This is a genomic window from Streptomyces natalensis ATCC 27448 (assembly GCF_000935125.1).
Classification (GTDB): Bacteria; Actinomycetota; Actinomycetes; order Streptomycetales; family Streptomycetaceae; genus Streptomyces; species Streptomyces natalensis.
This window is the reverse complement of record NZ_JRKI01000002.1, coordinates 99,030-125,039: the sequence shown is the minus strand read 5'-3', so window position 1 is coordinate 125,039 and position 26,010 is coordinate 99,030. Positions and strand designations below refer to the sequence as shown.

General features: G+C 71.1%; 24 protein-coding genes. 4 read left to right on the top strand and 20 right to left on the bottom strand.

The window, feature by feature from the left end; all coding sequences use genetic code 11:
• Window positions 1-43: 43 nt before the first annotated feature.
• The 5 genes from SNA_RS00710 to SNA_RS00690 all read right to left on the bottom strand — a co-directional run bounded on the left by SNA_RS00710 (window position 44) and on the right by SNA_RS00690 (window position 5,021).
• A complete protein-coding gene (locus SNA_RS00710) occupies window positions 44-931 on the bottom strand; it encodes a D-alanyl-D-alanine carboxypeptidase family protein (RefSeq protein WP_044362514.1) in 888 nt (295 codons plus the stop codon).
• Between the two features lie 253 nt (window positions 932-1,184).
• On the bottom strand, window positions 1,185-2,405 hold the full coding sequence (locus tag SNA_RS00705) for a hypothetical protein (RefSeq protein WP_104531872.1): 1,221 nt from the start codon (window positions 2,403-2,405) through the stop codon (window positions 1,185-1,187).
• Window positions 2,406-2,469: 64 nt separating this feature from the next.
• Window positions 2,470-3,426 (bottom strand): ABC transporter substrate-binding protein, encoded by a 957-nt coding sequence (locus SNA_RS00700; protein WP_030066158.1) that lies wholly within the window; start codon window positions 3,424-3,426, stop codon window positions 2,470-2,472.
• 21 nt (window positions 3,427-3,447) lie between these two features.
• Window positions 3,448-4,287, bottom strand: coding sequence for an ABC transporter permease (locus tag SNA_RS00695; protein WP_078969585.1), 840 nt, complete (start codon window positions 4,285-4,287; stop codon window positions 3,448-3,450).
• Entirely contained in the window at window positions 4,287-5,021 is a 735-nt protein-coding gene (locus tag SNA_RS00690) for an ABC transporter permease (RefSeq protein WP_420823447.1), read from the bottom strand. Before SNA_RS00690 ends, SNA_RS00695 begins: the two co-directional genes overlap by 1 nt.
• Before the next feature lie 196 nt (window positions 5,022-5,217).
• Between SNA_RS00690 and SNA_RS00685 the strand changes: the two genes are divergently transcribed.
• Window positions 5,218-6,381, top strand: coding sequence for an ABC transporter ATP-binding protein (locus tag SNA_RS00685; protein WP_044362510.1), 1,164 nt, complete (start codon window positions 5,218-5,220; stop codon window positions 6,379-6,381).
• 57 nt (window positions 6,382-6,438) lie between these two features.
• On the opposite strand, the gene SNA_RS00680 is transcribed toward SNA_RS00685, so the two are convergent.
• The 6 genes from SNA_RS00680 to SNA_RS00655 form a co-directional block, all read right to left on the bottom strand.
• Window positions 6,439-6,930, bottom strand: coding sequence for a DUF3180 domain-containing protein (locus SNA_RS00680; protein WP_030066153.1), 492 nt, complete (start codon window positions 6,928-6,930; stop codon window positions 6,439-6,441).
• 130 nt (window positions 6,931-7,060) lie between these two features.
• Window positions 7,061-7,657 (bottom strand): 2-amino-4-hydroxy-6-hydroxymethyldihydropteridine diphosphokinase, encoded by a 597-nt coding sequence (gene folK / locus SNA_RS00675; RefSeq protein WP_030066152.1) that lies wholly within the window; start codon window positions 7,655-7,657, stop codon window positions 7,061-7,063.
• Window positions 7,654-8,013, bottom strand: a complete 360-nt coding sequence (folB, locus tag SNA_RS00670) for a dihydroneopterin aldolase (protein ID WP_044362508.1) — start codon at window positions 8,011-8,013, stop codon at window positions 7,654-7,656. The genes folK and folB overlap by 4 nt, the downstream gene beginning before the upstream one ends.
• Before the next feature lie 322 nt (window positions 8,014-8,335).
• Complete coding sequence (locus tag SNA_RS00665) at window positions 8,336-8,821, bottom strand: nuclear transport factor 2 family protein (protein ID WP_037790051.1); 486 nt, start codon at window positions 8,819-8,821, stop codon at window positions 8,336-8,338.
• Window positions 8,822-8,826: 5 nt separating this feature from the next.
• A complete protein-coding gene (gene folP, locus SNA_RS00660) occupies window positions 8,827-9,726 on the bottom strand; it encodes a dihydropteroate synthase (protein ID WP_044362505.1) in 900 nt (299 codons plus the stop codon).
• Window positions 9,727-9,802: 76 nt separating this feature from the next.
• A complete protein-coding gene (locus SNA_RS00655; RefSeq protein WP_030066150.1) occupies window positions 9,803-11,650 on the bottom strand; it encodes a phosphatidylglycerol lysyltransferase domain-containing protein in 1,848 nt (615 codons plus the stop codon).
• Window positions 11,651-11,791: 141 nt separating this feature from the next.
• Between SNA_RS00655 and SNA_RS00650 the strand changes: the two genes are divergently transcribed.
• Complete coding sequence (locus tag SNA_RS00650; protein WP_078969582.1) at window positions 11,792-13,000, top strand: alpha/beta hydrolase; 1,209 nt, start codon at window positions 11,792-11,794, stop codon at window positions 12,998-13,000.
• A 188-nt stretch (window positions 13,001-13,188) separates the two neighbouring features.
• Here the strand turns inward: SNA_RS00650 and folE are convergent, their stop codons facing one another.
• From folE to dacB, 6 genes are all read right to left on the bottom strand, one after another.
• Window positions 13,189-13,794, bottom strand: coding sequence for a GTP cyclohydrolase I FolE (gene folE, locus SNA_RS00645; protein ID WP_030066148.1), 606 nt, complete (start codon window positions 13,792-13,794; stop codon window positions 13,189-13,191).
• Between the two features lie 128 nt (window positions 13,795-13,922).
• Window positions 13,923-15,938, bottom strand: a complete 2,016-nt coding sequence (gene ftsH, locus SNA_RS00640; protein ID WP_030066147.1) for an ATP-dependent zinc metalloprotease FtsH — start codon at window positions 15,936-15,938, stop codon at window positions 13,923-13,925.
• Between the two features lie 260 nt (window positions 15,939-16,198).
• Window positions 16,199-16,738: a hypoxanthine phosphoribosyltransferase gene (gene hpt / locus SNA_RS00635; RefSeq protein ID WP_030066146.1), complete on the bottom strand. Its 540-nt coding sequence runs from the start codon at window positions 16,736-16,738 to the stop codon at window positions 16,199-16,201.
• Window positions 16,739-16,873: 135 nt separating this feature from the next.
• Complete coding sequence (tilS, locus tag SNA_RS00630) at window positions 16,874-17,881, bottom strand: tRNA lysidine(34) synthetase TilS (protein WP_044362502.1); 1,008 nt, start codon at window positions 17,879-17,881, stop codon at window positions 16,874-16,876.
• Window positions 17,882-18,097: 216 nt separating this feature from the next.
• Window positions 18,098-19,243, bottom strand: coding sequence for a zinc-dependent metalloprotease (locus SNA_RS00625; RefSeq protein WP_030066143.1), 1,146 nt, complete (start codon window positions 19,241-19,243; stop codon window positions 18,098-18,100).
• Between the two features lie 408 nt (window positions 19,244-19,651).
• Window positions 19,652-21,088: a D-alanyl-D-alanine carboxypeptidase/D-alanyl-D-alanine endopeptidase gene (gene dacB, locus SNA_RS00620; protein ID WP_078969594.1), complete on the bottom strand. Its 1,437-nt coding sequence runs from the start codon at window positions 21,086-21,088 to the stop codon at window positions 19,652-19,654.
• A gap of 224 nt (window positions 21,089-21,312) precedes the next feature.
• Here dacB and SNA_RS00615 point away from each other — a divergent pair, with 224 nt between their 5' ends.
• On the top strand, window positions 21,313-21,804 hold the full coding sequence (locus tag SNA_RS00615; RefSeq protein ID WP_030065640.1) for an inorganic diphosphatase: 492 nt from the start codon (window positions 21,313-21,315) through the stop codon (window positions 21,802-21,804).
• 199 nt (window positions 21,805-22,003) lie between these two features.
• Here SNA_RS00615 and SNA_RS00610 read toward each other — a convergent pair whose 3' ends face one another.
• Window positions 22,004-23,752: a threonine/serine exporter family protein gene (locus SNA_RS00610; RefSeq protein ID WP_044362500.1), complete on the bottom strand. Its 1,749-nt coding sequence runs from the start codon at window positions 23,750-23,752 to the stop codon at window positions 22,004-22,006.
• A 133-nt stretch (window positions 23,753-23,885) separates the two neighbouring features.
• Window positions 23,886-24,605 carry a DedA family protein gene (locus SNA_RS00605; RefSeq protein ID WP_030065642.1) on the bottom strand — a complete coding sequence of 240 codons (720 nt, stop codon included), beginning with the start codon at window positions 24,603-24,605 and terminating at the stop codon, window positions 23,886-23,888.
• Between the two features lie 239 nt (window positions 24,606-24,844).
• On the opposite strand from SNA_RS00605, the gene SNA_RS00600 reads away from it, so the two are divergent.
• A complete protein-coding gene (locus tag SNA_RS00600) occupies window positions 24,845-25,213 on the top strand; it encodes a YbjQ family protein (protein WP_030065643.1) in 369 nt (122 codons plus the stop codon).
• A gap of 30 nt (window positions 25,214-25,243) precedes the next feature.
• Here the strand turns inward: SNA_RS00600 and SNA_RS00595 are convergent, their stop codons facing one another.
• On the bottom strand, window positions 25,244-26,002 hold the full coding sequence (locus SNA_RS00595) for a MerR family transcriptional regulator (RefSeq protein WP_030065644.1): 759 nt from the start codon (window positions 26,000-26,002) through the stop codon (window positions 25,244-25,246).
• Between the last annotated feature and the right edge of the window lie 8 nt (window positions 26,003-26,010).

Below are 26,010 nucleotides of genomic sequence, written 5' to 3'. Positions count from 1 at the left end.
GGCCCCGGCGGGGAGCAGGGTCGCCCCCAGCCGGTGGACGGCGTCAGCGGCGGCGGAAGGCGTAGTCGAGCATCCGTGCCGCGTCCCGGAAGCGGTAGGGGTCGTTGAGGACGGCGCCCACCACCGTCCGCCCGCCCCGTTGGGCGGCGAAGACCAGACAGTCGCCCGAGCGGCGGGCGGTGCCGGTTTTGATGCCGAGGGCGCCGCGGTAGGACCCGAGCAGCCGGTTGGTGTTGTACCAGGTGTAGGTGCGGTGGACGTTGGCCGCCTGCTGCCGGGTACGGGCCGTCTTGACGATGGCGGCGAAGAGGGGGTGGCGCAGCGCGTGCCGGGCGAGCCGGACCAGGTCGCGGGGGCTGGTGTAGGTGCGGCCGTGGGCGATGCCGTCGAAGGAGTCGTAGTGGGTACGGGTCAGGCCCAGCGTCCTGGCCCGAGCGTTCATCCGGGCGATGAAGGACTGGGTGCGCACGGTCATGGTGCGGCCCGTGCCGAAGGCGTCGGCGAGCGCGTACGAGGCGTCGCAGCCGGAGGGCAGCAGCATCCCGTAGAGCAGCTGACGGATGGTCAGCTTGTCGCCGGTGCGCAGATCGGCGGTGCTCGCGCCGTGGCGGGCGACGTAGTCGCGGTAGGCCCGTTTGACGGTGATCGTCCGGTTCAGGTTCAGCCCGCGGGCCTCCAGGACCACGATGGCCGTCATGACCTTGGTGGTGCTGGCCATCTCGCGCGGGGTGTCGGCGGCCCTGCTCCACAGTGAGCGGCCGGAGCCGCCGTCCTGGAGGTAGGCGCCCTTCGCTTGGATCCCGGGCGGGGCGGCCGCGGCCGCGGCCTGGGCGACGGGGGCGGGGAGGGCGACGGCGAGGGCCGCCGCGGCCGCCGTCAGGGCGGCGCCCACTCCCCCGCGCCGGACCGCAGTGCCCGCGAAAAGCTTCATCGACGCTCCGTCCGCAGGGTGCCCCGCGCCATCGGCGGCGAGGGCCGCCGTCGGCGTGGGGCACCAGTGGTGAAGGGAGCCGCATCCTGCCACCCGGGGGCCCGCAACGGAACGTGGGCGGCGCCGGAATGTCACCCGTGTCGGCGCATATGTCGCATTGCTTGCGCAGTACGGCCGATTCCGGTGGGTCGGCGCCGGGGGGGGCGCGGGGGTCGGCCTCGCGGGGCGCTGTGCCGCGCGAGCGCCGGGTGGCTTACGAGAGCGCGGTGCGCAGCTCCGCCATGTCGAGCTGCTCGGTCTCGTCGTGCGCCGTCAGGTCGATGACCTCGCCGACGCCGCCGGTCGTCGCGCCGTCAGGGGCCGCGCTTCCGGGGGCCGTACGGTCGCCCTCCCGGCCCGCGTCCGCCGCACGCTCGCCGTCCCCCAGACTCTCGGCTCCGCTCGCCGCCCCTGCTGCCCGGGCGCGTGCCGACTGCTCGGCCACCGCCTCGTCGCCGACGACGTCCGCGAGGTCCTCCTCCAGGGGCGCGGTCAGCTGGCGGGGCTGCGCCGGTGCCGCGTTGCCGAAGAAGTCGAAGCCGCCCTGGGCGCGGGACACCGTGGGGCGGGGCGGGGGCACGGCAGCGGCGGCGGCCGGGACGGGGCGCAGGGCCGGCGTGGCGGCCGCTCGGTGCTTGTCCCGGCCCTCGCCGTCCTGGGCGGCCTCGCGACGGCTCTCGGCGCCCTGTGCGGCGTCGCGCTGGCAGGCGGCGCTGCGGGCCAGCCGGCGCAGTGCCTGGTCGGCCCGGGCGTAGAGGGCTGGAGCGGGGACCGCGGCACGGGTGTGGGCGCGCGCCGGGGACGTGGCGGACTCGCGGGCCGGAGACGCCACGGAGCCGCGTGCCGAAGACTCGGCGGAGGCGCCGGCCGGGGACGAGGACGGGGACGGAGACGGCGCGGAGGCGCGCGACGGGGCCGTGGCGGCCGCCGACTGCGGCTTGCGGAGCCCGGAGGGCACCGGCAGGGCCTTGGCCGGGGCCGACGCCTCGATCGCGAGCAGCCGCCGCCCCTCCAGGGCGCTGGCCCGCTCGGTCTCCGCGGTGGCGTAACGGCGCAGCAGTTCGGCGTGCTCGCTGCGCAGCCGGGCCAATTCGGCGCGCTTGGCGCGCAATTTCGTCTCAAGTGCGAAGCGAATCTCGCGGGACTCCTCGACGTCCGTTTCGAGCTCGGCTATCCGCTCCTCGGTGCGCCACTCGTCGCGCACCCGGGCGCGGGTGAGTTCGGCGACCTTCCGGCCGGCCTTACGGTCCCAGGCCCGCATCATGACGGCGCCGCCGATTGCGGCTGCGGCCGCGCCCGCGGCAAGGACCCGTTGCACCAGATCGTCGCCGATGAACCACGCTCCGGTGGCGCACGCTATCGATACACCGGCGACCGTCGACGGAGGAAGCAGCCGGTGGAGGGGTGGGGAATGGCGGTGGCGTCCTCGTGGCATGGCCAGAAACTTACCGTGCGTGCGGGACCTTTGGGGCCCCGCCCGCCAATCCGTTTCTCGCTGGTTACTTCTTGAGCAGTCCCTTGGACTCCAAATATGTCTGCGCCACATCCGCCGGCTTGAGCCGCTGGGCATCAACCTTGCTGTTCAAGTTGATCAGATCCCGGGTGGTGAGCGTACGGGTGAGCTTGCCGAGGGCCGCCGCGATCTCCTTGTCGCCGGCGCTCTTGGCATTCACCACCGGCAGCACATTGTCGGCGTTCTGGAGCTTCTTGTCGTCCTGGAGAAGCACCAGTCCGAAGTTGTCGAGCGTGGCGTCCGTGGTGGTGGTGAGCACCATCTGGTCGGTGCCGTCCTTGACCGCCTGCTTGGCCTGCGGGGTCCCCACACCCTTGGGGTCCAGGCCGGCGATGTCGATGCCGTACCGGGTCTTCAGGCCCGGCTTGCAGAACACCCGGGTCTCGCACTCCTCCCCGGAGGCGAGAGTGATCTTCTGTCCCGAACGACCGAGGTCGGAGAGCGTCTTCAGCTTGTGCTTCGCGGCGAATTCCTTGGTGACCGCGAAGGCGTTCTGATCGGTGGCCGGGCCGGACGGCAGCACCTTGAGCCCGTAGGGGCCGGCGAGCTTCTTCAAGGCCGCCACGGTCTTGTCGATGTCGCTGGAGGCGACGGGCTTCGCCTTGACGCCGTTCTTCTTGGCGTTGAGGAATTCGGCAAGGGTGGAGGCATATTCCGGAACGACATCGATCTGGCCCTTCTCCAGGGCCGGTTCATACAGCTCGCGATTGGACAGCGTCTGAACCCTAGCGGAGTATCCGGCGGCATTGAGGATCTTGGAATACATCTCGGCGAGCACCTTGGACTCCGTGAAACCCGCCGAGCCGACGACGATCTCCCCCTTCCCGCCGCCGTTGTTCTTACCGCCCTTGTCCTCCAGGCTCTGCCCCTGACATGCGGCCAGCCCGGCCACCAGCGCGACCGCGGTCCCTGCGACAACCGCGGTACGCACCCCGCGCGACATGCTGCTCATGGAATTCACCATTCAGTCCGTTCGGATGGGTTCGGATGACGTCGGATCGGATCGGATAACGCCGGGAGAGGCGGGAGCGCCGGGTGAGCCGGTTGTGGCCGGGCCGGTGGCGGCGAGGGGCCGGCGGCCGGGCGAGGGTGCCCCGCTCCCCGCGCTCCCCGCGCGCCGGGCCGTACGGCCCGCACGCCGCCGCCCCCGCATCGGATCGAAGGCCCGGTCCGCCAGCACCAGGAGCCCCTCCACCAGCAGCGCCAGTACGGCCACCAGCAGCGCGCCGGCGACCACCTGGGCGGTGTCGTAGTTGCCGAAGCCCGCGGTGATGATCCGGCCCAGGCCCCCGCCGCCCGCCAGCGCAGCCAGCGTCGCCGTCGCCACGACCTGGACGGCGGCCGAGCGGATGCCCGTCATGAGCAGCGGATAGGCGAGCGGTATCTCGACCCTCAGCAGCAGCTGCGGCCCCGACATTCCCATCCCCCGGGCCGCCTCGACCGCATCGCGGTCGGCCTCGCGCATGCCCAGATAGGCGTTGGTCAGCAGCGGCGGCACCGCGAACAGCACCAGCGCGATCACGGTCGGCCAGTCCCCCGCCGTACCCAGCGGGCTGAGCGTCAGCAGCACCAGGACCGCGTAGGTCGGCACCGCCCGGCCGATGTTGGAGACATTGACCGCCAGCGCCCCGCCCTTGCCCAGATGCCCCAGCCACAGCGCGACCGGCAGGGCTATCAGGCACGAGAGGACCAGGCACAGCCCGCTGAGCCACAGATGCTCGCCCAGGCGATGCCACACGCCCTTCTCCCCGGCCCAGTTGGCCCCCGTCGTCAGCCACTGCCACGCCCCCGCGACCGGCCCCATCACTCAGCCCCCGCCCGCACCGTACGCACCCCGCGCCGCGCCGCCCCGGCCCTCGTCCGCTTCTTGTCCGTCCGCGTCCAGGGCGTCAGCAGCCGCTGAAGCCCCATCAGCAGGACATCGGCCACCAGCGCCAGCAGCACACACAGCACCGACGCCGTCAGCACCTCCGCCTTGAAGAACCCCTCCATACCGCTGGCTATGAGATTGCCCAGGCCGCCGTAGCCGATCACCGAGCCGATGGTCGTCATCGCGACCGTGGAGACCGTGGCGATCCGCAGCCCGGCCACCACGGCGGGCAGCGCGAGCGGGAGTTCCACCTCGAACAGCAGCCGGGCGGGGCCGTAGCCCATCCCCCGGGCGGCCTCGCGCACCTCGGCGGGCACCGCTTGCAGACCGGCGAGGACGTTGCGGACCAGGATCGTCAGTGCGTACAGCACCAATCCCGTGATCACGACCGCGGGCGAGACCCCGAAGACCGGTGTCAGCAGCGCGAACATGGCCAGCGACGGCACGGTGTAGAGCACCGTCGTCAGCCCCAGGATCGGCCCGGCCGCGCCCCGCCTGCGCCGGGCGATCAACGCCAGCGGAAAGGCGATCAGCAGCCCCAGGAGCACGGAGACGGCAGTGATGCCGATGTGCTGGAGCGTCGCGTCCACCAATTCCTGGCTGCGGGTGCGCAGATACTCCCCGCAGATCCAGTCGTTGGCCGTCAGGCAGTTGTCGGTGACCGCCATGGCCATCGGTGCCCCCACCCGTCGCCACCTCCCCCACCCCGGTCGCTGCTTGATTACGGTGACTGTCTGCGACCCTAACCCCCACCACTGACAATCGGTCCGGCGCCTGTCCTTTCCGGGCCCGTATCGCCATTGATCCGCAACACCGTGTTCACGACCGCCCGTCCACAATGGGACCGTCCACCCAGGGGAAAGCATGATCCGCTTCGAGCACGTCACCAAGCGCTACCCGGACGGCACCACCGCCGTCGACGACCTCTCCTTCGAGGTCGCCGAGGGTGAACTCATCACGCTCGTCGGCCCGTCGGGCTGCGGCAAGACGACGACGATGAAGATGGTGAACCGGCTCATCGAGCCCACCGACGGCCGCATCCTGCTCGACGGCGAGGACATCGCCACCGTCGACCCGGTCGCCCTGCGCCGCCGCATCGGCTACGTCATCCAGCAGGTGGGCCTCTTCCCCCACAAGACCGTCCTGGACAACACCGCCACCGTCCCGCATCTGCTCGGCAAGCCGCGCAAGCAGGCCCGCGCCCGCGCTGCCGAACTCCTCGACCTGGTCGGCCTGGACCCGGCCACATACGGCGACCGCTACCCCGACCAGCTCTCCGGCGGCCAGCGCCAGCGCGTCGGCGTCGCCCGCGCGCTGGCCGCCGACCCGCCCGTGCTCCTGATGGACGAGCCCTTCGGCGCCGTCGACCCGGTGGTCCGCGAGCACCTCCAGAACGAGTTCCTGCGGCTCCAGTCCACGCTCCACAAGACCGTCCTGTTCGTCACCCACGACATCGAGGAGGCCGTCCGGCTCGGCGACCGGATCGCGGTCTACGGGGCGGGGCGCATCGAGCAGTTCGACACCCCCGCGACGGTCCTGGGCGCCCCCGCCACCGAGTACACCGCCGAGTTCGTCGGTGCCGACCGCGGGCTCAAGCGGCTGTCCGTCACCCCCGTGGAGACCGGCGATCTCGAACACCCGCCGGTGGTGCGCCTCGACGACCCCGTCGGCCGCGCCGCCGACCGGCTGTCCGCCGACGGCGCCTCCTGGGCCGTCGTCCTGGACGCCGACGGGTCCGTCCACGGCTGGGTCGCGGCCGACGCGCTCGCCGAGGGCTCCGGCGGACCCGCCGTCCGCGACCGCGCCCGGCCGATGGCCGCCCACCTGCCGCTCGGCGCACCGCTGCGGCAGGCGCTCAGCGCGATGCTCCAGCACGACGCCGGCTGGATCGCCGTCCGGGACGGCGACGGCTTCCTGGGCGTCCTGACGCCCGCCCGGCTGCACGCGGCGCTGCGCCGCTCCACCACGGCGGACGCCGCGAACATCCCGCGCGGGAAGGTCACCCTCGATACGGTCCCCGACGCCTGACCGCACCGGCCGTACGGGCCCGGGCCGCCGCGGCGCGCCGAGCGGCGCCCGGACCCGTCAGGCCCGCGACGCTCCCCGGTGGTCGTGATCGTCGTCGACCTCGGGGAGCTTGCACACCCGCTCCAGGAAGAGCGCGGCGATGACCACGGCCACCCCCGCCAGGACCGAGAGCCCCGCGTAGATCGCCTGCTCACGGCGCGGTGCGACGTCCAGGCCCGAGGTCAGCAGAAAGACGCCGACCCCGCCGTAGAGCCCGGCGACCAGCGCCGCCACCAGGGCGCTGGCCTGCCCGAAGACCACCGCACGGGCGGCCACCAGGGGGTCGACGCCCTTGGCGTCCGGCCGCCGCTCACGCTGGGCGCGCAGCCGCGAACGCAGCGAGAAGGCCGTGGCGGCCAGGACGGCGGCGATCAGCGCCAGCACGACCGGCGCCGCCTTCGGCACGCTCGGCAGCGTGCCCAAGGAATCCCACAGCCGGGCGCCGCCCCAGGCCAGCACCCCGGCCGCCAGGAACAGCCCGACCAGCACCTTGATGTGTAGCTGCTTCACCGAGCCTCGCCCCTCCGCCCTCGTGGCCGTCGTGGCCGTTGCGTACGGATGCATGCCATACGGAGGCGCCGTCTACGCCTCGCCCCGCAGCGGGACGCTGCCGTATGCACCCGCCCCGTCACCCTAACGACTACTCGGGCAGCCGCAGTTCCAGGTCGGCCCGCGGACGCACGCCCTCGTGGCCGAGCGAGGCGAGCAGTTCGGCGACCGCGCCGTGCCCGGGGACCTGCGCCTGCGGGTCCACGTCGTGCCACGGCACCAGCACGAACGCGCGCTCATGGGCGCGCGGATGCGGCAGCGTCAGCCGCGGGTCGTCGGAGACGACGTCCTGGTAGGCCAGGATGTCGACGTCGATCGTGCGCGGGCCCCAGCGCTCGTCGCGCACCCGCTCGAAGGCTTCCTCGATGGCGTGTCCGCGCTCCAGGAGGGAGTCCGGCGGCAGGGTCGTCTTGATCAGCACCACGGCGTTGAAGTACGCCGGCTGGGAGGCGGGATCGACGCCCCACGGCTCGGTCTCGTACACCGGGGAGACCGCCTTGACCCGCAGGCCGGGGGTGTCCTCCAGCGCATCGATGGCGCCCTGGAGGGTCTCCAGGCGGTTGCCGAGATTGCTGCCGAGGGAGATCACGGCGCGTTTGGGGTTGGACAGCGTCACATCGGCGGCGTCCACCTGCTCCACGACGGAGGCGGGCACCGGCTGTACGGTCGGGTCGCTGCTGGTGTTCATGCGGCACTCCGGGTAATGGTGATGGTCACGTCGTCGAAGGGGACGGTGATCGGGGCATCCGGCTTGTGCACCACCACCTCCACCTCCTTGACCCCCTCATGCTTGAGGCACTGGTCGGCGATCCGCTCCGCAAGGGTCTCGATGAGGTCGACCGGCTCGCCCTCCACGGCGGCCACCACCTCTTCGGCCACGACGCCGTAGTGCACGGTCTTCGCGAGGTCGTCGGACGCCGCGGCGGCACGGGTGTCCAGGCCGAGCACCAGGTCGACGATGAAGGTCTGGCCTTCCTCGCGTTCCCGGGGAAACACCCCGTGGTGCCCTCGGGCCTTGAGCCCACGCAGCGCGACACGATCCACGCGAATCACTCCCACTGGTCCACTGGCACCGCCGGCGCCACCGATCTTCGAAAGCGGGCAGGCTCCGGACTCATCCGGCACACCGCTCCACACTCGAATCTACCTGCGAGCACCGACAGTGCTCGCCCAAGGGGGCTATGGACAAGTCCCCGTCCTGCTGCTAGGCGGGCCGCGAGAGGTCATCCGCGCGACGTCTTACCCCTTCGCCCACGCCCCACCCCTACCCGGCCCGCACTTGGCTCGAACGGGTGCCCCCGGGGCCGCCCCGCTGACGTACCCGAAGGGCCCCGGATCCCGCCCCGGACCGGCCCGGTAGCCGCGCTCAGATCCCGGCGGCCGGACCGTTGCCGTTCCCCTCCGCCTCGCCGTCTTCCTCGTCCTCGTCGTCCTCGCGGTCGGCCAGCACCGGCGACCCGTGGTGCGACCACAGCCGCCAGCCGTCCTCCGTGCGCTTGAACACATTCGTGGCCACGACAAGCTGGCCGATCAGCGGCCCCACCGTCTCCCCGGCCTCGGCCGGGCCCCCGCTGAGGATGTTCTCGGTGCAGGTCACCAGCGCGGTGTCCCCGATGACGTCGATCTCCACATCCGTCAGAAAGAACTGGATGTACTCGGTGTTCGCCATGATCAGCGCGTATGAGCGCAGCACCTCGCCGCGTCCGCGCAGGACCGGCCACCCCGGGTGCACCACGCTCACCTGACCTTCGAGCCACAGCTCGGACAGCGCCTCGTGATCGCCGCGCTCGATGGTCTCGTACAGGGTGGTGTTCGCCTGCTCGACCAGCTCGATGTCCGTTTGTGGCCCCAAGCCGCTCACACCGCTCCCGTCGTCTGTTCCGTCGTCCCGCTCGTCCCCGCCGCCGCGGCCTCCACCGCGCGGGCCACCCGTACCGCGTCCGCGCTCGCCCGCACCTCGTGCACCCGCACCGCCCAGGCCCCCTCCCGCGCCACGATCGCCGATACCGCGGCCGTGGCCGCGTCCCGCTCCCTGGCGGGCGGCGGGGCGGCTCCCTCGCCGCCCGCCAGCACCCTGCCCAGGAACCGTTTCCTCGATGCGGCCACCAGAAGGGGACGCCCCAGCGCCCGCAGCCGGGACAGCCCGGCGACCAGCGCAAGATCGTGCTCGGCGTTCTTGGCGAAGCCCAGGCCCGGGTCGACGACGATCCGCTGCGGGTCGACGCCGCCGGAGACCGCCCGATCCATGGAGCGTCCCAGCTCGTCGACGACCTCGCGCACCACGTCCCCGTAGACCGCGCGGTTGTTCATGTCGATCGACCGGCCGCGCCAGTGCATCACCACGAACGGGACCTGTGCCTCGGCCACCAGCGGGATCATCGCCGGGTCGGCGCCGCCCGCGCTGACGTCGTTGACCAACTGCGCCCCGGCCGCCACGGCCTGCTCGGCGACGGACGCCCGCATGGTGTCGACGGAGACCACCGCGCCGGCGGCGGCCAGCTCCCGTACGACGGGGACCACCCGGCGCAGTTCCTCGGCCTCGTCCACCCGCGCCGCGCCCGGCCGGGTCGACTCGCCGCCCACGTCCACCAGGTCGGCGCCCTGCGCCACCAGATCGAGCCCGTGTTTGACGGCGAGCTCGGGGTCGAACCACTCGCCGCCGTCGGAGAACGAATCGGGCGTCACATTGACGACGCCCATCACCGCGCAGCGGTCCCAGTCCGGCAGTCCGGCCACCCGGCCACGCAAGGTACTCATGACCCCAGCGTAGGCCGTGTGCCGACCGGCCGGATGGGGGGTGTTCGCAGGGCGGCGCGGGGCCCCGAGGCCCCCCTCACGCGGCGCTCTCGACCGCCTCCGGCTCCGCGGCCCGCTCCGCCGTGTGCGCGCAGGGGCGCGGCTCGGCGCTCTTCGTACGGCGCAGTGCGCGCGGCAGGCCGAGCTCCAGATAGCCCTCGGCCTGGAGCGCCGCCAGACCGATCCGGGGGATGTCACGGCTGTTGCGGAAGACCACGAAGCGCGGCTCCCAGCGCGGCCGGAACTTGTCGTTGAACTTGTAGAGCGATTCGATCTGGTACCAGCGCGACAGGAAGATCAGCATGCCCCGCCAGATCCGGATGACCGGCCCGGCGCCGAGCTTCTCGCCGCGCTCCAGGGAGGAGCGGAAGACCGCGAAGTTCAGCGACACCTGCTCGATCTTCAGGTCCGGCGCCGCCTGGAGGGCGGCGACGATCAGCAGCTCGTTCATCCCGGGGTCCGCGCTGCGGTCCCGGCGCATCAGCTCCAGGGAGATCCCGTTGTCGCCCCACGGCACGTAGTGCTGCATCGCCTTGAGGTCACCGTAGGGGCCGGCCGGCTCGCCCTCGGCGGCCGGCAGATGCGCGGTGGCGATCACCGCATCGCCGTCCGTCTGCGCGTCTATCCGACCCAGCGCCATGGAGAAGCCGCGCTCGGTGTCGGTGTCGCGCCAGGCGTCGGCGGCGGCCTGGACACGGGCCAGCTCCTCGGGCTCCAGATCGCGCACCCGCCGCACCCGGGTCTCGTACCCGTTGCGCTCGATGCGCTTGACCATCTGCCGTACGTTGCGCATCGCACGGCCGGTCAGGGTGAAGTCGGCCACGTCCACGATCGCCTCGTCGCCCAGCTCCAGCGCGTCCATACCCGTCTCGCGCGTCCACACCTGGCCTCCGGTCTCGCTGCAACCGGTCACCGCGGGCGTCCAGGAATGCGCCCGCGCCTCCTCCATGAAGCGTTCGATGGCGCCCGGCCAGGCCTCCACATCGCCGATCGGGTCGCCGCTGGCCAGCATCACGCCCGAGATCACCCGGTAGCAGACGGCGGCCTTGCCGGTCGGCGAGAAGACCGCGCCCTTGTCGCGGCGCAACGCGAAGTAGCCCAGCGAATCGCGGGCGCCGTGCTGGGCCAGCAACTCGCGCAGCCGGTGCTCGTCGTCCTCGGTGAGGCAGGCGGCCGGGTGCTCGGGGCGGAAGGCGAGATACGCGGTGGTGGCCAGGGTCAGCAGGCCCAGGGCGCCCAGCGAGTAGCCGACGGTGTAGTCGACGCCCTGGGTGTAGGAGACGGGCCCCTCGAAGCCGAACAGGCCCCACAGGACGTGCTGGGTGCGCTCCCAGAAGGACGGCGAGCCGATGGTCTTGTGGGGGTGGGAGCTGACGATCACCATGCCGATGCCGAAGCCGGCGCCGCCGAGGACGACGAAGTTGGCGACGGCCTTCCAGCGGCTGCGCGGGTCGGGCAGGGCCGCGAACTCCTTGCGGTGCCACACCAGGAACACCAGCAACGCCATCGAGAGCACCGCTCCGAAAACGGAGTGGCGGTACACGAGTTGTGCGGCGATCCCCACCGGGAGCAGCGCCACGGCCGCCACCCAGGTCCGCCGCTTACGCCGTTTGAGCCCGTGGGCCAGCAGAAGCAGCAGGATGCCCACGACGATGGACGCGGCGGCGGCCAGCTGGCTCACCGCACCCGGCAGCACCTCGGCCAGGGCATGCATCTTGCTGTGCCGGAAGCGGGGGAAGACCCCGGCCGTCAGATTCAGCAGGCCGACGACCACGCCGGCCGTTCCGACGAAGCCGGGAACCTTCTCGGGCCGCGGGCCTCGGAGCCAGCGTGGCGAGCGCCACGCAACCTTCCCCGACTTTTCGCCATCTAGCCTGTCAGACATCACTTTCCCGTCGCCCCGGTCGAGAGAACGTGCGAGCCTTGTCGCAGCATCTGGACTTTTTGCGCCCTGTATGACGGCGTTTCAGGGCTCGGGGTTCCACCAGCGGCCCGGCTGGACCGGCCGCCCGGCAGAAAGCACCGAATGGGCCTCACCAGCAAAAAAGTGCTGCTCCTTGCCGTCCTCGTAGCGGTAGCACTTTTCGTCGTCACCATCTGGCTCTGGCCGCGCCTGTCCAAGGGAAACTGGCGCACCGTACTCGGCCGTATCGGTCTACTCCTGGCCACCCAGATATCCCTCTTCGCCGTCGTTGGCCTCATAGCCAACAATTCCTTCGGTTTCTACGCCTCGTGGGCCGACCTCTTCGGCCAGGAGCAGGCGCCGGGCGTCGTCACGAATTACCAGACCGGCCCCAACGGAACCAAGCTCCAGATGCTCGGCTCGGAGCGGATCAGTATCCCGGGCGGCTCCCGGCCCACGAAGGGCGGCCGGCTCGAAAAGGTTCTGGTCCGCGGCGAGCAGTCCGAGATCAGCAGCCCAGCATATGTGTATCTGCCGCCTCAGTATTTCCAGGCGAAATACGCGAAGAAGAAGTTTCCGGCAGCGGTCGTCCTCACCGGCTACCCCGGCACCGCCGAGGCTCTCTACAAAAAGCTGGATTACCCCCAGACCGAGCACGATCTGATCAAGAAGCACAAAATGCAGCCGACCATTCTGGTGATGATGCGGCCGACGGTCGCCCCGCCCCGCGACACCGAGTGCGTGGACGTCCCCGGCGGGCCCCAGACCGAGACCTTCTTCACCCGCGACCTGCGGGCGAACATCGCCTCGCATTACCGCGTCGGCACCTCGGCCAAGAACTGGGGCATCATGGGCGACTCCACCGGCGGCTACTGCGCGCTGAAGATGACCATGCGCCACCCCAACGCGTTCTCCACCGCCGTCGCCCTCTCCGGGGAGTACAAGGCCCCCATCGACGCCACCACCGGCGACCTCTTCGCCGGCAACCCCCGGCTGGCCCTGGAGAACAACCTCCTGTGGCGCCAGAACCACCGCCCCGCCCCGCCGGTGAACCTGCTGGTCACCAGCAGCAAGGTGGGCGAGCACAACTACAAGCAGACGCTGCGCTTCATCCAGCAGACCAAGTCGCCCTCCCGTGTCGCGTCGATCATCCTCGACAGCGGTGGCCACAACTTCAACACCTGGCGCCGCGAGATTCCGGCCGCGCTGGAGTGGATGGGCGGCCGCCTGCGGGCCGACACCCCCAGCGCCCCGAAGAAGGAGCACCACCCCAAGCGGGGCCCCCTCGCCAGGCCGCACCACACCGCACCAGAATCCCGCCACGCCGTCTGACACGCCCCCCGGCCCCACCGACCGTCTTTCCCCACCTCCGACGGGGAGACGCCGGGCCGTAGGGCGGAGCCGTGCAGGCCCGGCGCCGCTGCCGAACAGTCCCGCGCAGCGGACCGGCCCACGCAACGGCGACACACCCCCACGGCGGCACAGCCGACAACGTGGGGAGAGACCGGCAAAGCGCTGCGTCAGCGGGCCATTATCAGGCTCATCGCCTCGGCCCGTGTGGACGCGTCCCGCAGCTGGCCGCGCACGGCCGAGGTCGTCGTCTTGGCGCCGGGCTTGCGGATACCGCGCACCGACATGCACATGTGCTCCGCCTCGACGACCACGATCGCGCCACGCGCCTCAAGGATCCGCATCAGCGAATCGGCGATCTGCGTCGTGAGGCGCTCCTGCACCTGCGGGCGACGGGCATAGACCTCGACCAGCCGGGCCAGCTTGGACAGCCCGGTGATCTTGCCGTTCTCGGCCGGGATGTAGCCGACGTGCGCCACGCCGTGGAACGGCAGGAGATGGTGTTCGCACAGGCTGACGATTTCGATGTCCTTGACCAGCACCATCTCGTCATGCCCGAGATCGAACGTGGTCGTCAGCACGTCCTCCGGCGTCTGCCAAAGCCCCGCCAGAATCTCCTTGTACGCCCGCGCCACCCGCGCCGGTGTCTCCAGCAGCCCCTCACGGTCCGGGTCCTCCCCGACCGCGATGAGCAGCTCGCGCACGGCGTTCTCGGCGCGCTTCTCGTCGAATACGCCGATCGTGCCGTCGCCGTCCAGGGTCACGGGGTCCGTCATGTGGTGCCTCGTTCTCTCTGCGCCCGTGCGGCGCCCTCAAAACGCGGGATGCCGCGCCCCCAGGCTAAAACCTGCGGGACGCGGCATTCATTCCGGGTCCGGTACGGGCCCGCCGCTGCGGACCTGCGTCAGCTCTCGGAAGCGGTGTCCTCGGGAGCGGCTTCGGTCTTCTCGGTGGAGACCGTCGCGGTGGTCGGCACCGAGCCGTTGGCCGGGGTCAGCTCCCTGGGGGAGAGCACCGGCGGCCGGCTGGAGGGCGTACGCCGCGAGGAGCCGGTCCACGCCGGGCGGGCCGGACGCCTGACCACGTGCTTGAAGATCTCGGCGATCTCCTCCTTGCCGAGGGTCTCCTTCTCCAGCAGCTCCAGCACCAGGTTGTCGAGGATGTCGCGGTTCTCGACGAGGATCTCCCACGCTTCGTTGTGGGCGGTCTCGATGAGCTTCTTGACCTCCTCGTCGACCAGGGCCGCGACCTCTTCGGAGTAGTCGCGCTGGTGACCCATCTCACGGCCCAGGAACGGCTCGGAGTTGTCCGTGCCGAACTTGATCGCGCCGAGCCGCTCGGTCATGCCGTACTGCGTGACCATCGCGCGGGCCGTTGCGGTGGCCTTCTCGATGTCGTTGGCGGCACCGGTGGTCGGGTCGTGGAAGACCAGCTCCTCCGCCGCGCGCCCGCCCAGCATGTACGCCAGCTGGTCGAGCATCTCGTTGCGGGTGGTGGAGTACTTGTCCTCGTCGGGCAGAACCATGGTGTAACCCAGGGCCCGGCCGCGGGACAGGATCGTGATCTTGTGGACCGGGTCGGAGTTCGGGGACGCCGCCGCCACCAGGGCGTGTCCGCCCTCGTGGTACGCGGTGATCTTCTTCTCCTTGTCGGACATGATCCGGGTCCGCTTCTGCGGTCCGGCCACGACGCGGTCGATCGCCTCGTCCAGGAAGTGGTTGTTGATCAGCTTCTGGTCGCTGCGGGCCGTCAGCAGCGCGGCCTCGTTCAGGACGTTCGACAGATCGGCACCGGTGAAGCCGGGGGTGCGCTTGGCGACGGCCGACAGGTCGACATCCGGAGCGACCGGCTTGCCCTTCTGGTGGACCTTGAGGATCTCCAGCCGGCCCTGCATGTCCGGGCGGTCGACGGCGATCTGCCGGTCGAAACGGCCGGGCCGCAGCAGCGCCGGGTCGAGGATGTCGGGGCGGTTCGTGGCGGCGATGAGGATGACGCCGCCCTTGACGTCGAAGCCGTCCATCTCGACCAGCAGCTGGTTGAGGGTCTGCTCGCGCTCGTCGTGACCGCCGCCCAGGCCCGCACCACGGTGCCGGCCGACGGCGTCGATCTCGTCGACGAAGACGATCGCCGGGGCGTTCGCCTTGGCCTGCTCGAAGAGGTCACGGACCCGGGAGGCACCGACACCGACGAACATCTCGACGAAGTCGGAGCCGGAGATCGAGTAGAACGGCACGCCGGCCTCGCCCGCGACGGCGCGTGCGAGCAGCGTCTTGCCCGTTCCGGGCGGGCCGTACAGCAGCACACCCTTGGGGATCTTGGCGCCGACGGCCTGGAACTTCGCCGGCTCCTGGAGGAATTCCTTGATCTCCTGGAGTTCTTCGACGGCCTCGTCCGAGCCCGCGACGTCCGAGAAGGTCGTCTTGGGCGTGTCCTTGGTGATCAGCTTGGCCTTCGACTTGCCGAAGTTCATCACCCGGGAGCCGCCGCCCTGCGCCTGGTTCATCAGGAACAGGAAGATCACCACGATGGCCACGAAGGGGACCAGCGAGATCAGCATCGAGACGAACGGGTTCTGCTTCGACGGCGAGACGGTGTAGCCGTCCTTGATGTCGCCCGTCTGGTATTTGGCCTGCAGGTTCTTGGCCAGATCGACGCCCTGGTCGCCGATATAGCTCGCCTGGATCTTGTTGGAGCCGTCGACCTTGTAGGAGCCCGACAGCTCGACCTTGATCTTGTTCTCGTCACCGGTCGTCAGCTCGGCGGACTTCACCTTGTTGTCAGCGATCGCCTTGACGACCTGACCGGTGTCCACCGTCTTGTAGCCGCCGGACGAGCCGACGACCTGCATCAACACGACCACGGCGAGGACGGCCAGCACGATCCACATGACCGGCCCACGGAAGTATCGCTTCACGTCCATCCATACGGAGCCGTTTGAGGCCCCGTCCCTCCTGCCACAGTGAGGCACAACGCCCTGGGGAGGGCTGGTCGTGCGTACGGTGTATTACTGGCCCGAAAACGAACTGCCTTCGGACGGTACCCCAGCATTGTCACCCGGCGCCTGTGCCGACCGTGAAGCCGACAGTGAACACGGGGCCGGGAACATACTGCCGGGGAATGCGCTCTCCCTGCTCCAACGGCGGGAGGCCCCGAAGGGTTCCCGCCGGGCCGCGGCAGCGGTCAGCCGCCGTAGACGTGTGGCGCGAGGGTACCCACGAACGGCAGATTCCGGTACTTCTCCGCGAAATCCAGCCCGTAGCCGACGACGAATTCGTTGGGAATGTCGAAGCCGATCCACTTCACATCGATGGCGACCTTCGCCGCGTCGGGCTTGCGCAGCAGCGTGCAGACCTCCAGGGAGGCCGGCTCGCGCGAGCCGAGGTTCGACAGCAGCCACGACAGGGTCAGACCCGAGTCGATGATGTCCTCGACGATCAGGACGTGCTTGCCCTTGATGTCGGTGTCCAGGTCCTTGAGGATGCGGACGACACCGGAGGACTGGGTGCCCGCGCCGTAGGAGGACACGGCCATCCAGTCCATCGTGACGGGGGTGGACAGGGCACGTGCCAGGTCCGCCATCACCATCACGGCGCCCTTGAGGACGCCGACGATGAGCAGGTCCTTGCCCGCGTACTCCGCGTCGATCTTCGCGGCCAGCTCGGCCAGCTTCGCGTCGATCTCTTCTTTGCTGATGAGTACCGACTGAAGGTCGGCGCCCATGTCCTTTACGTCCACCCGTGCCACTCTCGCTCGGTTCGGTGTTCCTGACCGGTCAATTCATGATCCGCCGTACGGCGCACTCATGAGTCGTACGTCTCATGAAGCGACTGCCGGAGCCGGGCAGCGCGCTGCGGCTCAGCCCTGCCGGATGACCAGTCTGCCACCCTGCCGGCGGACTCCGACGCGCCCGGGGAGGTTGATGGCTCCCTGACCGCGCCAGGCGGTGATCAGACGGTCCACTTCTTCGATGTGGCGGGCGAAGAGCGAACCGGCCGGTGAACCGGCGGCGATGACGGCCCGGCGCAGCACCCGTCGGCGCACCGCGGGCGGCAGGGCGTAGAGCGCGGCGACGTCCATGGTGCCCGCGTCGTCGAACACGGCGGCCTCGGCGTCGGCGGCCCAGGCGTCGAGCGCGTCGGCGTCGTCACGGGAGAGCTGGGCGGTGCGGGCGAGCGCCTCGACGACGCCCTTGCCCAGCGCCTTCTCCAGGGCGGGCAGTCCTTCGTGGCGCAGCCGGGAGCGGGTGTAGGCGGGGTCGTTGTTGTGGGGGTCGTCCCAGACGGGCAGGGACTGCATCAGACAGGCTTTGCGGGCGGTCTGGCGGTCGACGTCGAGGAAGGGGCGGCGGTAGCGCCCGTCGGTGCCGCTGGTGACGGCCATGCCGGACAGCGAGCGGGTGCCGGACCCGCGGGCCAGGCCCAGCAGTACGGTCTCGGCCTGGTCGTCGCGGGTGTGGCCGAGCAGGACCGCGGCGGCGCCGTGGCGTTCGGCGGCGGCGTCGAGGGCGGCGTAGCGGGCGTCACGGGCGGCGGCTTCGGGGCCGCCGTCCCGGCCGACCTCGACGGTGAGGGTCTCCACGGGATCGAGCCGCAGGGCCCGCAGGCGCAGGGCGACCTCGGCGGCGCGGAGGTCGGAGCCGTCCTGGAGACCGTGGTCGACGGTGACTCCTCCGGCTCGTACGCCGAGTTTGGGGGCTTCGAAGGCGAGGGCGGAGGCGAGCGCCATGGAGTCGGCGCCGCCGGAGCAGGCGACGAGCACGAGCGGCGGGTCGTGCCGCCCCTGCGCGTGGTGGTGGGTGAGCACGTCGTGGAGTACGCGGCGGACCGCCAGGCGTATCGCGGCGACCGCTGGATGGGGACCCATGTCCGTTTCCAATCGTTCAGCTGGAGCCTCGGGCGCGGAGGGCGACGTCGCGGGTGTGGTTGGTCACGTCGTCGCCATCACACAGAGTGCCTAGATGGTGACAGAGGCGGGAGGTTCCCCGAGCATTGCACGCCTATCCATGGGCCACGGTCCCTCAGACGGGTGATTGAAGGGGCGCTCTTCTGCCGCACGGCGCGCCCGGTCGACGGAACATGCTCACGACGCCCCGTCCGCCTTGCGGTGCACCCGCGCGATCCAGTCCGCCGGTTTGGCGATCTCCTGTTTGGTGGGGAGGGTGTTGGGTGAGGTCCACACACGGTTGAAACCGTCCATGCCGACCTCTTCGACGACGGCGCGCACGAACCGCTCGCCGTCGCGGTACTGGCGCAGCTTGGCGTCCAGCCCGAGCAGTTTGCGCAGCGCCTGGTCGAGCCGGCCCGCGCCGCTGGCCCGGCGCTTCTGGAACTTCTCGCGGATCTCGGCGACGGAGGGCACCACGTCGGGGCCGACGCCGTCCATGACGTAGTCGGCGTGGCCCTCCAGCAGGGACATCACGGCGGTCAGCCGGGAGAGGATCTCGCGCTGGACGGGCGTCTGGACGAGGTCGACCAGGGAGTGGCCGCCGTCGTCGCCCTCCTCGCCCTCGGGCTTGGCGCCGGCCAGCGACTGGGCGGCCTCGCGCAGGCGCTCCAGGAGGGTGCCCGGGTCGATGTCGGTCTCGCCGAGGAACGACTGGATCTCGCCCTCGATGTGGTCGCGCAGCCAGGGCACGGCGGTGAACTGGGTGCGGTGGGTCTCCTCGTGGAGGCAGACCCACAGCCGGAAGTCGTGCGGATCGACCTCCAGCTCGCGCTCCACGTGGACGATGTTGGGCGCCACCAGGAGGAGGCGGCCGCCCTGGGAGGCGGCGGGCAGGTCCCGGGAGGCGGGCGCGAAGGTCTCGTACTGACCCAGGACGCGGGAGGCCAGGAACGACAGCAGCATGCCCAGCTCGACGCCGGTCACCTTGCCGCCGACGGCACCGAGGACGGCGCCCCCGGGGACGGCGGCGCGCCGGTCCTCCATCTTGGCCAGCAGCGGCTTGAGGACGGCGCGGAATCCGGCGACGTTGGCTTTGATCCAGCCGGGGCGGTCCACGACCAGGACCGGCGTATCGAGCGGCGTCTCGCCCAGCGCATCGGGCTGTGCCATGCGGGTGAAGGCGCGGACGTGGGCCTCGGAGGACTTGGCATGCCGGCGCAATTCGGCCACGATCGCCCGCGCCTCATCACGGCTCACCTCTGGGCCGGGGCGTACGAGGCGGGTCGCGGTCGACACCGCGAGATTCCAGTCCACCATCTCGGTTCCACCGATGCGCGTCATGGGTTCACCGTATCGCTGCGCATTTGGCTTCTCCCCACGTTGTCGGCTTTCCCGCCGCGGGGGTTCTTCGCCGTGGCGCCTGCGGCGGGCGTTGCCGCTGGCGCGGGGCTGTTCGGCAGCGGGACCGGGCCTCCGAACTTCGTCCTGCGGCCCGGCCCCTCCCCGTTGGGGTGGGAGAAAACCAGTGGGGGATCCGTGGGCGGTCGAGTGCCGTTTGTCGAGTGAGTCATACGGGGCCGGACAGATGGCGCACGCCCCCACCGGCCCCCTCCCCCCACCCACGGGAGGGGCCGCGCCGCAGGACGAAGTCCGGAGGCGTGGCACCGCACCCGTACAACCCACGCCCGCCGCAGGGGCTACGGCGACAAACCCCCGCGGCGGGAAAGCCGAAAACGTGGGGAGAAACCCCTACCGGCACCCGCAATTGGCCACACTCGTGGCCAGGCTGTCCAAGGCCCTCTGCGCCCCCGCGGGGTCCGTCGTGCCGCTGGTCATGAAGGCGAAGACCAGGAGGCGGCCGTCGGCGTCGACGACGGTTCCGGCCAGGGTGTTCACGCCGGTCAGGGTGCCCGTCTTGGCCCGTACGGCGCCGGCGCCGGCGGTGTGGGCGTAGCGGCCGCTGAGGGTGCCGGTGAAGGCGGCCACGGGGAGGCCCGTGACGACGGGGCGGAGCGTGGGGTGGGCGGGCGAGGAGGCGTCCAGCAGGAGGCGGGAGAGGAGGCCGGCGGAGACCTTGTCGTCGCGGTTGAGGCCGCTGCCGTCCTTGAACGTGGCGCCGGCGAGGGGCAGATGGCGGGCGGCGAGGGCGGCGCGGACGGCGTCACCGCCGCCGGTGAAGCTGGCGGGCCGGCCGGCGGCGAGGGCGGTCTGGCGGGCCAGTGCCTCGGCGATGTCGTTGTCGCTGTTGGTCAGCATCCGCTCCACGAGGGCGCCGAGCGGCAGGGAGTGGGCGCGGGCGATGCGGACGGCCTTCCGGGGCGCCCGGGCGGACTTGGGGGCGCCGCTGACGGTGATGCCGCGCTGGTGCAGGAGGCGGGCGAAGGTGCGGGCCGCGGCGGCCGCCGGGTCACCCGCGCGGGGTGCGGGGCCGTGGTCGGAGCGGTCCAGGCGGGCCTCGTCGGCCATCAGGGCGGTGACGGGGGCGAGGTTCTCGTTGCGGCCGATGGGGTGCAGGGCCGGGCCGGTGTAGGCCGAGGTGTCGTAGCCGAGCGTGATCGTGGTGGTCTTGCGGCGCTTGAGGGCGCGGGCGGTGTCGTCGGCCAGGGTGCGCAGGCCGGCGGGCCGGTCGCCGGTGCCCGTGCGGGGCGGGCGGGCGGTGAGGGTGGGGTCGCCGCCGCCGACCAGGACGATGCGCTTGGCACCGTCGGCGACGACCGTGGTGTCGATGCGGTGGTCGGGGCCGAGGAGGGAGAGCGCGGCCACGGCGGTGGCGAGCTTCACGGTCGAGGCGGGGGTCGCGGGCGTGCCTTGTTTGACGCCGAAGACCTCGCGGCCGGTGGCGACGTCCAGGACGGAGGCGCTGCGCAGGGGGCCGAGTTCGGGGGCCTTCAGGAGCGGTGCCAGCGCATCGGCCAGCCCGGCCGCGGTGGGTAGGGGGGCGGCGCCGCGTCCGGAGACGGGGCCGCCCAGCGCGGCCAGGACGGCCGGCGCGTGGGGCACCGCCCGGCCCGCCGCGTCGTGGTGGCCGCCGTTGCTGCCGTCGGCCGCGGCCGCCAGCGTCCGCTCGGCCGTGCGCTGCCCGGCGTCCCAGGGCCCGGACACGGCGATGGCGCCGGCGGCGACCGCGAGGCCGCTCACCGCGGAGCCGGCCGCCAGCTGCCATGTCCGCTTGCGCTCGCGCGGCATCTTGCGCCACCGCTGGCACGCGAAGAACCACTCGTCGGCGACGAACTCCGCAGCACCCTTGCCCGCGCCGGCCACCGCCCTCGCCGCCGACCGGCCCCAGCCGCCCACTTTGACCTGCCATGACCTGGTCTCCGGCACCTAGGACCAGCCCCTTTCGCGATCACACACCTGCGTGGGGGACACTTAATCACCAGACCAGTGTGTTGATCATGGAGGAGCCACCCGTGGAGTTCGACGTCACCATCGAGATCCCGAAGGGTTCGCGGAACAAGTACGAGGTGGACCACGAGACCGGTCGGATCCGCCTGGACCGTCGACTCTTCACCTCGACCAGCTACCCGGCCGACTACGGCTTCGTCGAGGACACCCTGGGCGAGGACGGCGACCCGCTGGACGCCCTGGTCATCCTGGACGAGCCGACCTTCCCCGGTTGCCTGATCAAGTGCCGCGCCATCGGTATGTTCCGGATGACGGACGAGGCCGGCGGCGACGACAAACTGCTGTGCGTCCCGGCGTCCGACCCGCGTGTGGAGCACCTGCGGGACATCCACCACGTCTCGGAGTTCGACCGCCTGGAGATCCAGCACTTCTTCGAGGTCTACAAGGACCTGGAGCCGGGCAAGTCCGTCGAGGGCGCCAACTGGGTCGGCCGCACCGACGCCGAGGCGGAGATCGAGCGTTCCTACAAGCGCTACGAGGCGCAGGGCGGCCACTGAGCCGATAGCCGACAGGCGAGGCGTGCGGCGGTTTCCGGGCCGTCGTGCGCCCGCCTGCGCGCTCCGTTTTCCGTACAACGGTTTCGTGGGTCATGCCGTACGAAATTGACGTCGGAAAATCATGCGAACGGGCGGCACCGTGTCGGGGTGCCGCCCGTCATTCGTGTTCCGGAGCCGTCCGGCGGCCGCGGGTCCGCCTCTAGAAGCCGCGGGTCCGCTTCGCCGCCCGGCGGCCGCCGCTCGGCTCCTCCCGCTCCTTCGGGGCCCGCAGGAACAGCCGCGCCACCTCGCTTCCGAGGTTCACGCCGACGGCGATGGCCAGCGCCAGCGAAGCGGCCTTGATCAGCTTCGAGAAGCCGTCGATCAGATGGCCCTGGGCGAAATTCAGCAGCCCGAAGTAGGTCGCGCTACCGGGCAGCAGCGGGCCGATGGCCGCGGTGACGTACGGCAGCGCGGAGGCGTAGCGGTAACGGGACAGCAGCTGGCCGAAGAGGCCGACGAGCCCGGCGGCGATGGCCGTGGCGGGCACCTCGTTGAAGTGGGCGGTCACCGCGAGGGCGCCGTAGACGACCCAGGCGACGCCGCCGTTTATCGTCGCGAACGCCACGGTGTGACGTTCTTGCTGAAGCAGCACACAGAACGCCAGCGCCAGCAGCATCGACGCCATGATCTGCACCGGCGGCTGGTTGTAGAGCGAGAACGACTGCTCGGGGTTGAGGTGCTTGAGGGCGGGGTTGAGCTGGAGTCCGATGTAGAGCACCGACAGCACGCCGACGACGATGCCGACGACCAGATAGCCGACTTCCAGCAGACGCGCGGAGGCGGTGATGTAGTAGCCGGTCAGGCCGTCCTGGACGCCGGCGACCAGCGCCCGCCCCGGGATCAGCGCGAACAGCCCACCGGTGATCGCGGCGGACGCCGAGACGGTGGAGTGCGCCAGCCCGAAGGCCAGGCCGACCGCCGCGGGCGGCATCGCCGCGACGACGAACTGGTAGAACTCCGGCAGCCCGCGCCCGGACGCCAGCCACGCCAGCCGGTCGCCCAGCATCGAGCCCACCGCGGCCGCGACGAACACCAGCGCCCCGCCGCCGACGAGCATCGAGGCGGCGCCGGACAGCAGCCCGGAGGACAGCGTCAGCGCCCAGCTCGGGTACGGGTGGCGGTTACGGCGGATCTCGGCCAGGCCGCGGTAGGCCTCCTCCAGGGTGATGCCCTCGGAGGTGATGTCGTCGACGAGCCGGAAGACCGCCGACAGCCGGTTGTAGTCGACGCCCCGGCGCCGCACCGTCCGGCTGGCCGTGAGCGGATCGTCCACCAGCGAGGGCTGGTACGAGATCGACAGCAGGGTGAAGGTGACGGTCGGCTCGACCCGCTCCAGTCCGTACGCATGCGCCACGCCGAACATCGCGGCCTCGACGTCCTCCGCGCCCTCGCCGCCGGCCAGCAGGATCTCGCCGATACGCAGCGTCAGGTCGAGCACGCGGGGAATGGCCGGGCCGGTCTCCTCGCCGCCCCGCTCGATGCGCTCGGGCACCGGCCGCTCGTGGACCGGCATCCGCAGCATGGTGCGCATCCGGTCCTGCCAGGGCGCCTCCTTGGTGAGGCGGATGACGGGTATCCCGTGCGGCGGGGTGAAGGCGCTCATCGCGGTCGCGCCGACCGGCAGCGGGGTCTGCCCGGTCGTGCTGCCCGGCGGAGCGAACGCCGACCCCTCCTGCTCGGCCGGCGGCTCCGGCCTCAGCCCCTGCGGCAGCGCGAATTCCGAGGTCGGGTGCTCCTCCTCCGGGACCGGCGGATACGGCACTCCCAGCGGCGGTGTGAAGGCGCTGTGCGCCTCGTCCGACTGCGGTTTACGGTCCTCGCCCGCGCCCTGGTCCGCAGGGCCACCGCCGCCGTTGCTGCCCGAGCCACCGCTGCCGCGCTGGCCGCGCTGTGGGTCCACCGCCACTTGTCCTCGCTCCTCGTCCACGCCTCCGGCCCACCGTCAGGGACACAATGCCTGATGCGGTGGGCGGGCAGCACACGGGAGGGTGGGTGTCGGCCGCGGTGGGCGGTCCGTTGGGCGGGCCGTTCGGGGGCGTCTACCGCTTGGCGTGCCGCCCCCGGCGGCCGTCGGCGGCGGGCTGGGGCCGGTCGGCGAGGGGGCGCTGCGCGGCGGGCACCCCGGCCGCGGCCTCCTTCTTGGCCTTGCTGCGGGCCCGCAGGAACTCGATCGCGATCGGGATCACGGAGATCAGCACGATCGCGATCAGGATGGCCTCGATGTTCTTGTGGACGAACGGGATGTTGCCGAGCAGGGAGCCCAGCACCGTCACGCCCACACCCCACAGCGCGCCGCCGACGAAGTTGAAGGTGAGGAAGGAGCGGTAGTTCATCCGGCTCACGCCCGCGATGATCGGCGTGAAGGTCCGCACGATCGGCACGAAGCGGGCGAGGATCAGCGACTTGGGCCCGTACTTCTCGAAGAATTCATGCGCTTTCTCGACGTTTTCCTGCTTGAACAGGCGCGAATCGGGGCGCTTGAACAGCGAGGGCCCCACCTTGCGGCCGAAGAGGTAGCCCACCTGGTCGCCGAGGACCGCGGCCAGCAGGACGAGCCCGCACACCGCCCACAGCGGCGCATGGATCGCATTCGTCGTCACCAGCAGCCCCGTGGTGAACAGCAGGGCGTCACCCGGCAGGAAGAAGCCGATCAGCAGGCCCGACTCCGCGAAGACGATGACCAGGACGCCGATCAGGCCGAAGGTGGAGATCAGATAGTCCGGGTCCAGCCATTGAGGGCCGAGCGCGAGAGTATTCACGGGGTGAAGGCTCCAGGGTCGAGGGCGCCGGATCATGCGGTGCGACACGGGGTGCGACGGGGATGCAGGCGCTGTGTGCGGCCCAAAGCTATCAACGCCGGGCGGCCGGCCACGGTTCCCGTCACGCCGCGGGACGACCCCGTACGGCCCCGTACGACCCTCCGGCTGGCAGCGCCCTGCGCCCCGGGTGATCCTGACCACAGGCCCGAGCGCAGGCGCGACCGCAGGGAGGTCCCCATATGGGCATCGAGGAATACGGCGGCGGGCAGCCGTCCCAGGCCGACGTCATGGTGGTCACCACCAACGACGTCCCGGGCTTTCATGTGGAACGCGTCATCGGCGAGGTCTTCGGCCTCACCGTGCGCTCCCGCCACCTCGGCAGCCAGATCGGCGCCGGCCTGAAGTCCATGATCGGCGGCGAGCTGCGGGGCCTGACCAAAACCCTCGTCGAGACCCGCAACCAGGCCATGGACCGGCTCGTGGAACAGGCCCGTTCCCGCGGCGCGAACGGGGTGCTGATGTTCCGCTTCGACGTCACGGAGGCCGCGGACGTGGGCACGGAGGTGTGCGCCTACGGGACGGCCGTCGTCCTGGCCCCCATGAGCTGACCCCCGCACCCACCGCGTCGCGTACGACCGTCAGGTATTCCGTACGGCGTTGGCGAGCATCGCATCCCTCATGTACACGGCAAGCCCCGGCCGGATCGCCTCGTACGTCGCCGTGAACCGCTCATCGGCCACATACATCTCCCCCAGCCCCGTGTGCATCTCGTACGAGCAGTCGTAGTAGCCGCCGCTGATGAACCGCCGGTGTTCCTCGGCCACGTCCATCGCCGCCTCGGAGTCCGCCGCCACACCCTGCGCCAGCAGATCGGCCATCTTCTGGTGGATGGCGTCGAATCCCTCCTTCAGCCGCTGCCAGTCCTCCTTCGTGTACGAGGCCGCCGCCCGCTGCGACGCCTTGTACGCGTCGGTATGACCCCAGCGCTCCCTGACCTCCTCCTCGTAGACATCGGGGTCGAAGTCCCCGAAGACCTCGAACTTCTCCTCGGGCGTGAGATTGATGCCCATCTTGCGTGCCTCCATGGCGTGTTCGACGGCCGCGGCCATCCGCTTCAGCTTCTCGATCCGGGCGGCCAGCAGGTCGTGCTGGCGCCGCAGGTGTTCCCGCGGGTCCGCGTCCGGGTCGTCGAGCAGGGCCGCGACCTCGTCGAGCGGGAAGCCGAGCTCCCGGTAGAACAGGATCTGCTGGAGCCGGTCCAGGTCCTCGTCGCCGTAACGCCGGTGGCCCGCATGGCTGCGTTCGCCGGGCTGGAGCAGCCCGATCTCGTCGTAGTGGTGCAAGGTGCGCACCGTCACGTTGGCGAACGCCGCGACCTGCCCTACCGAATAGCTCACTTCCGCTC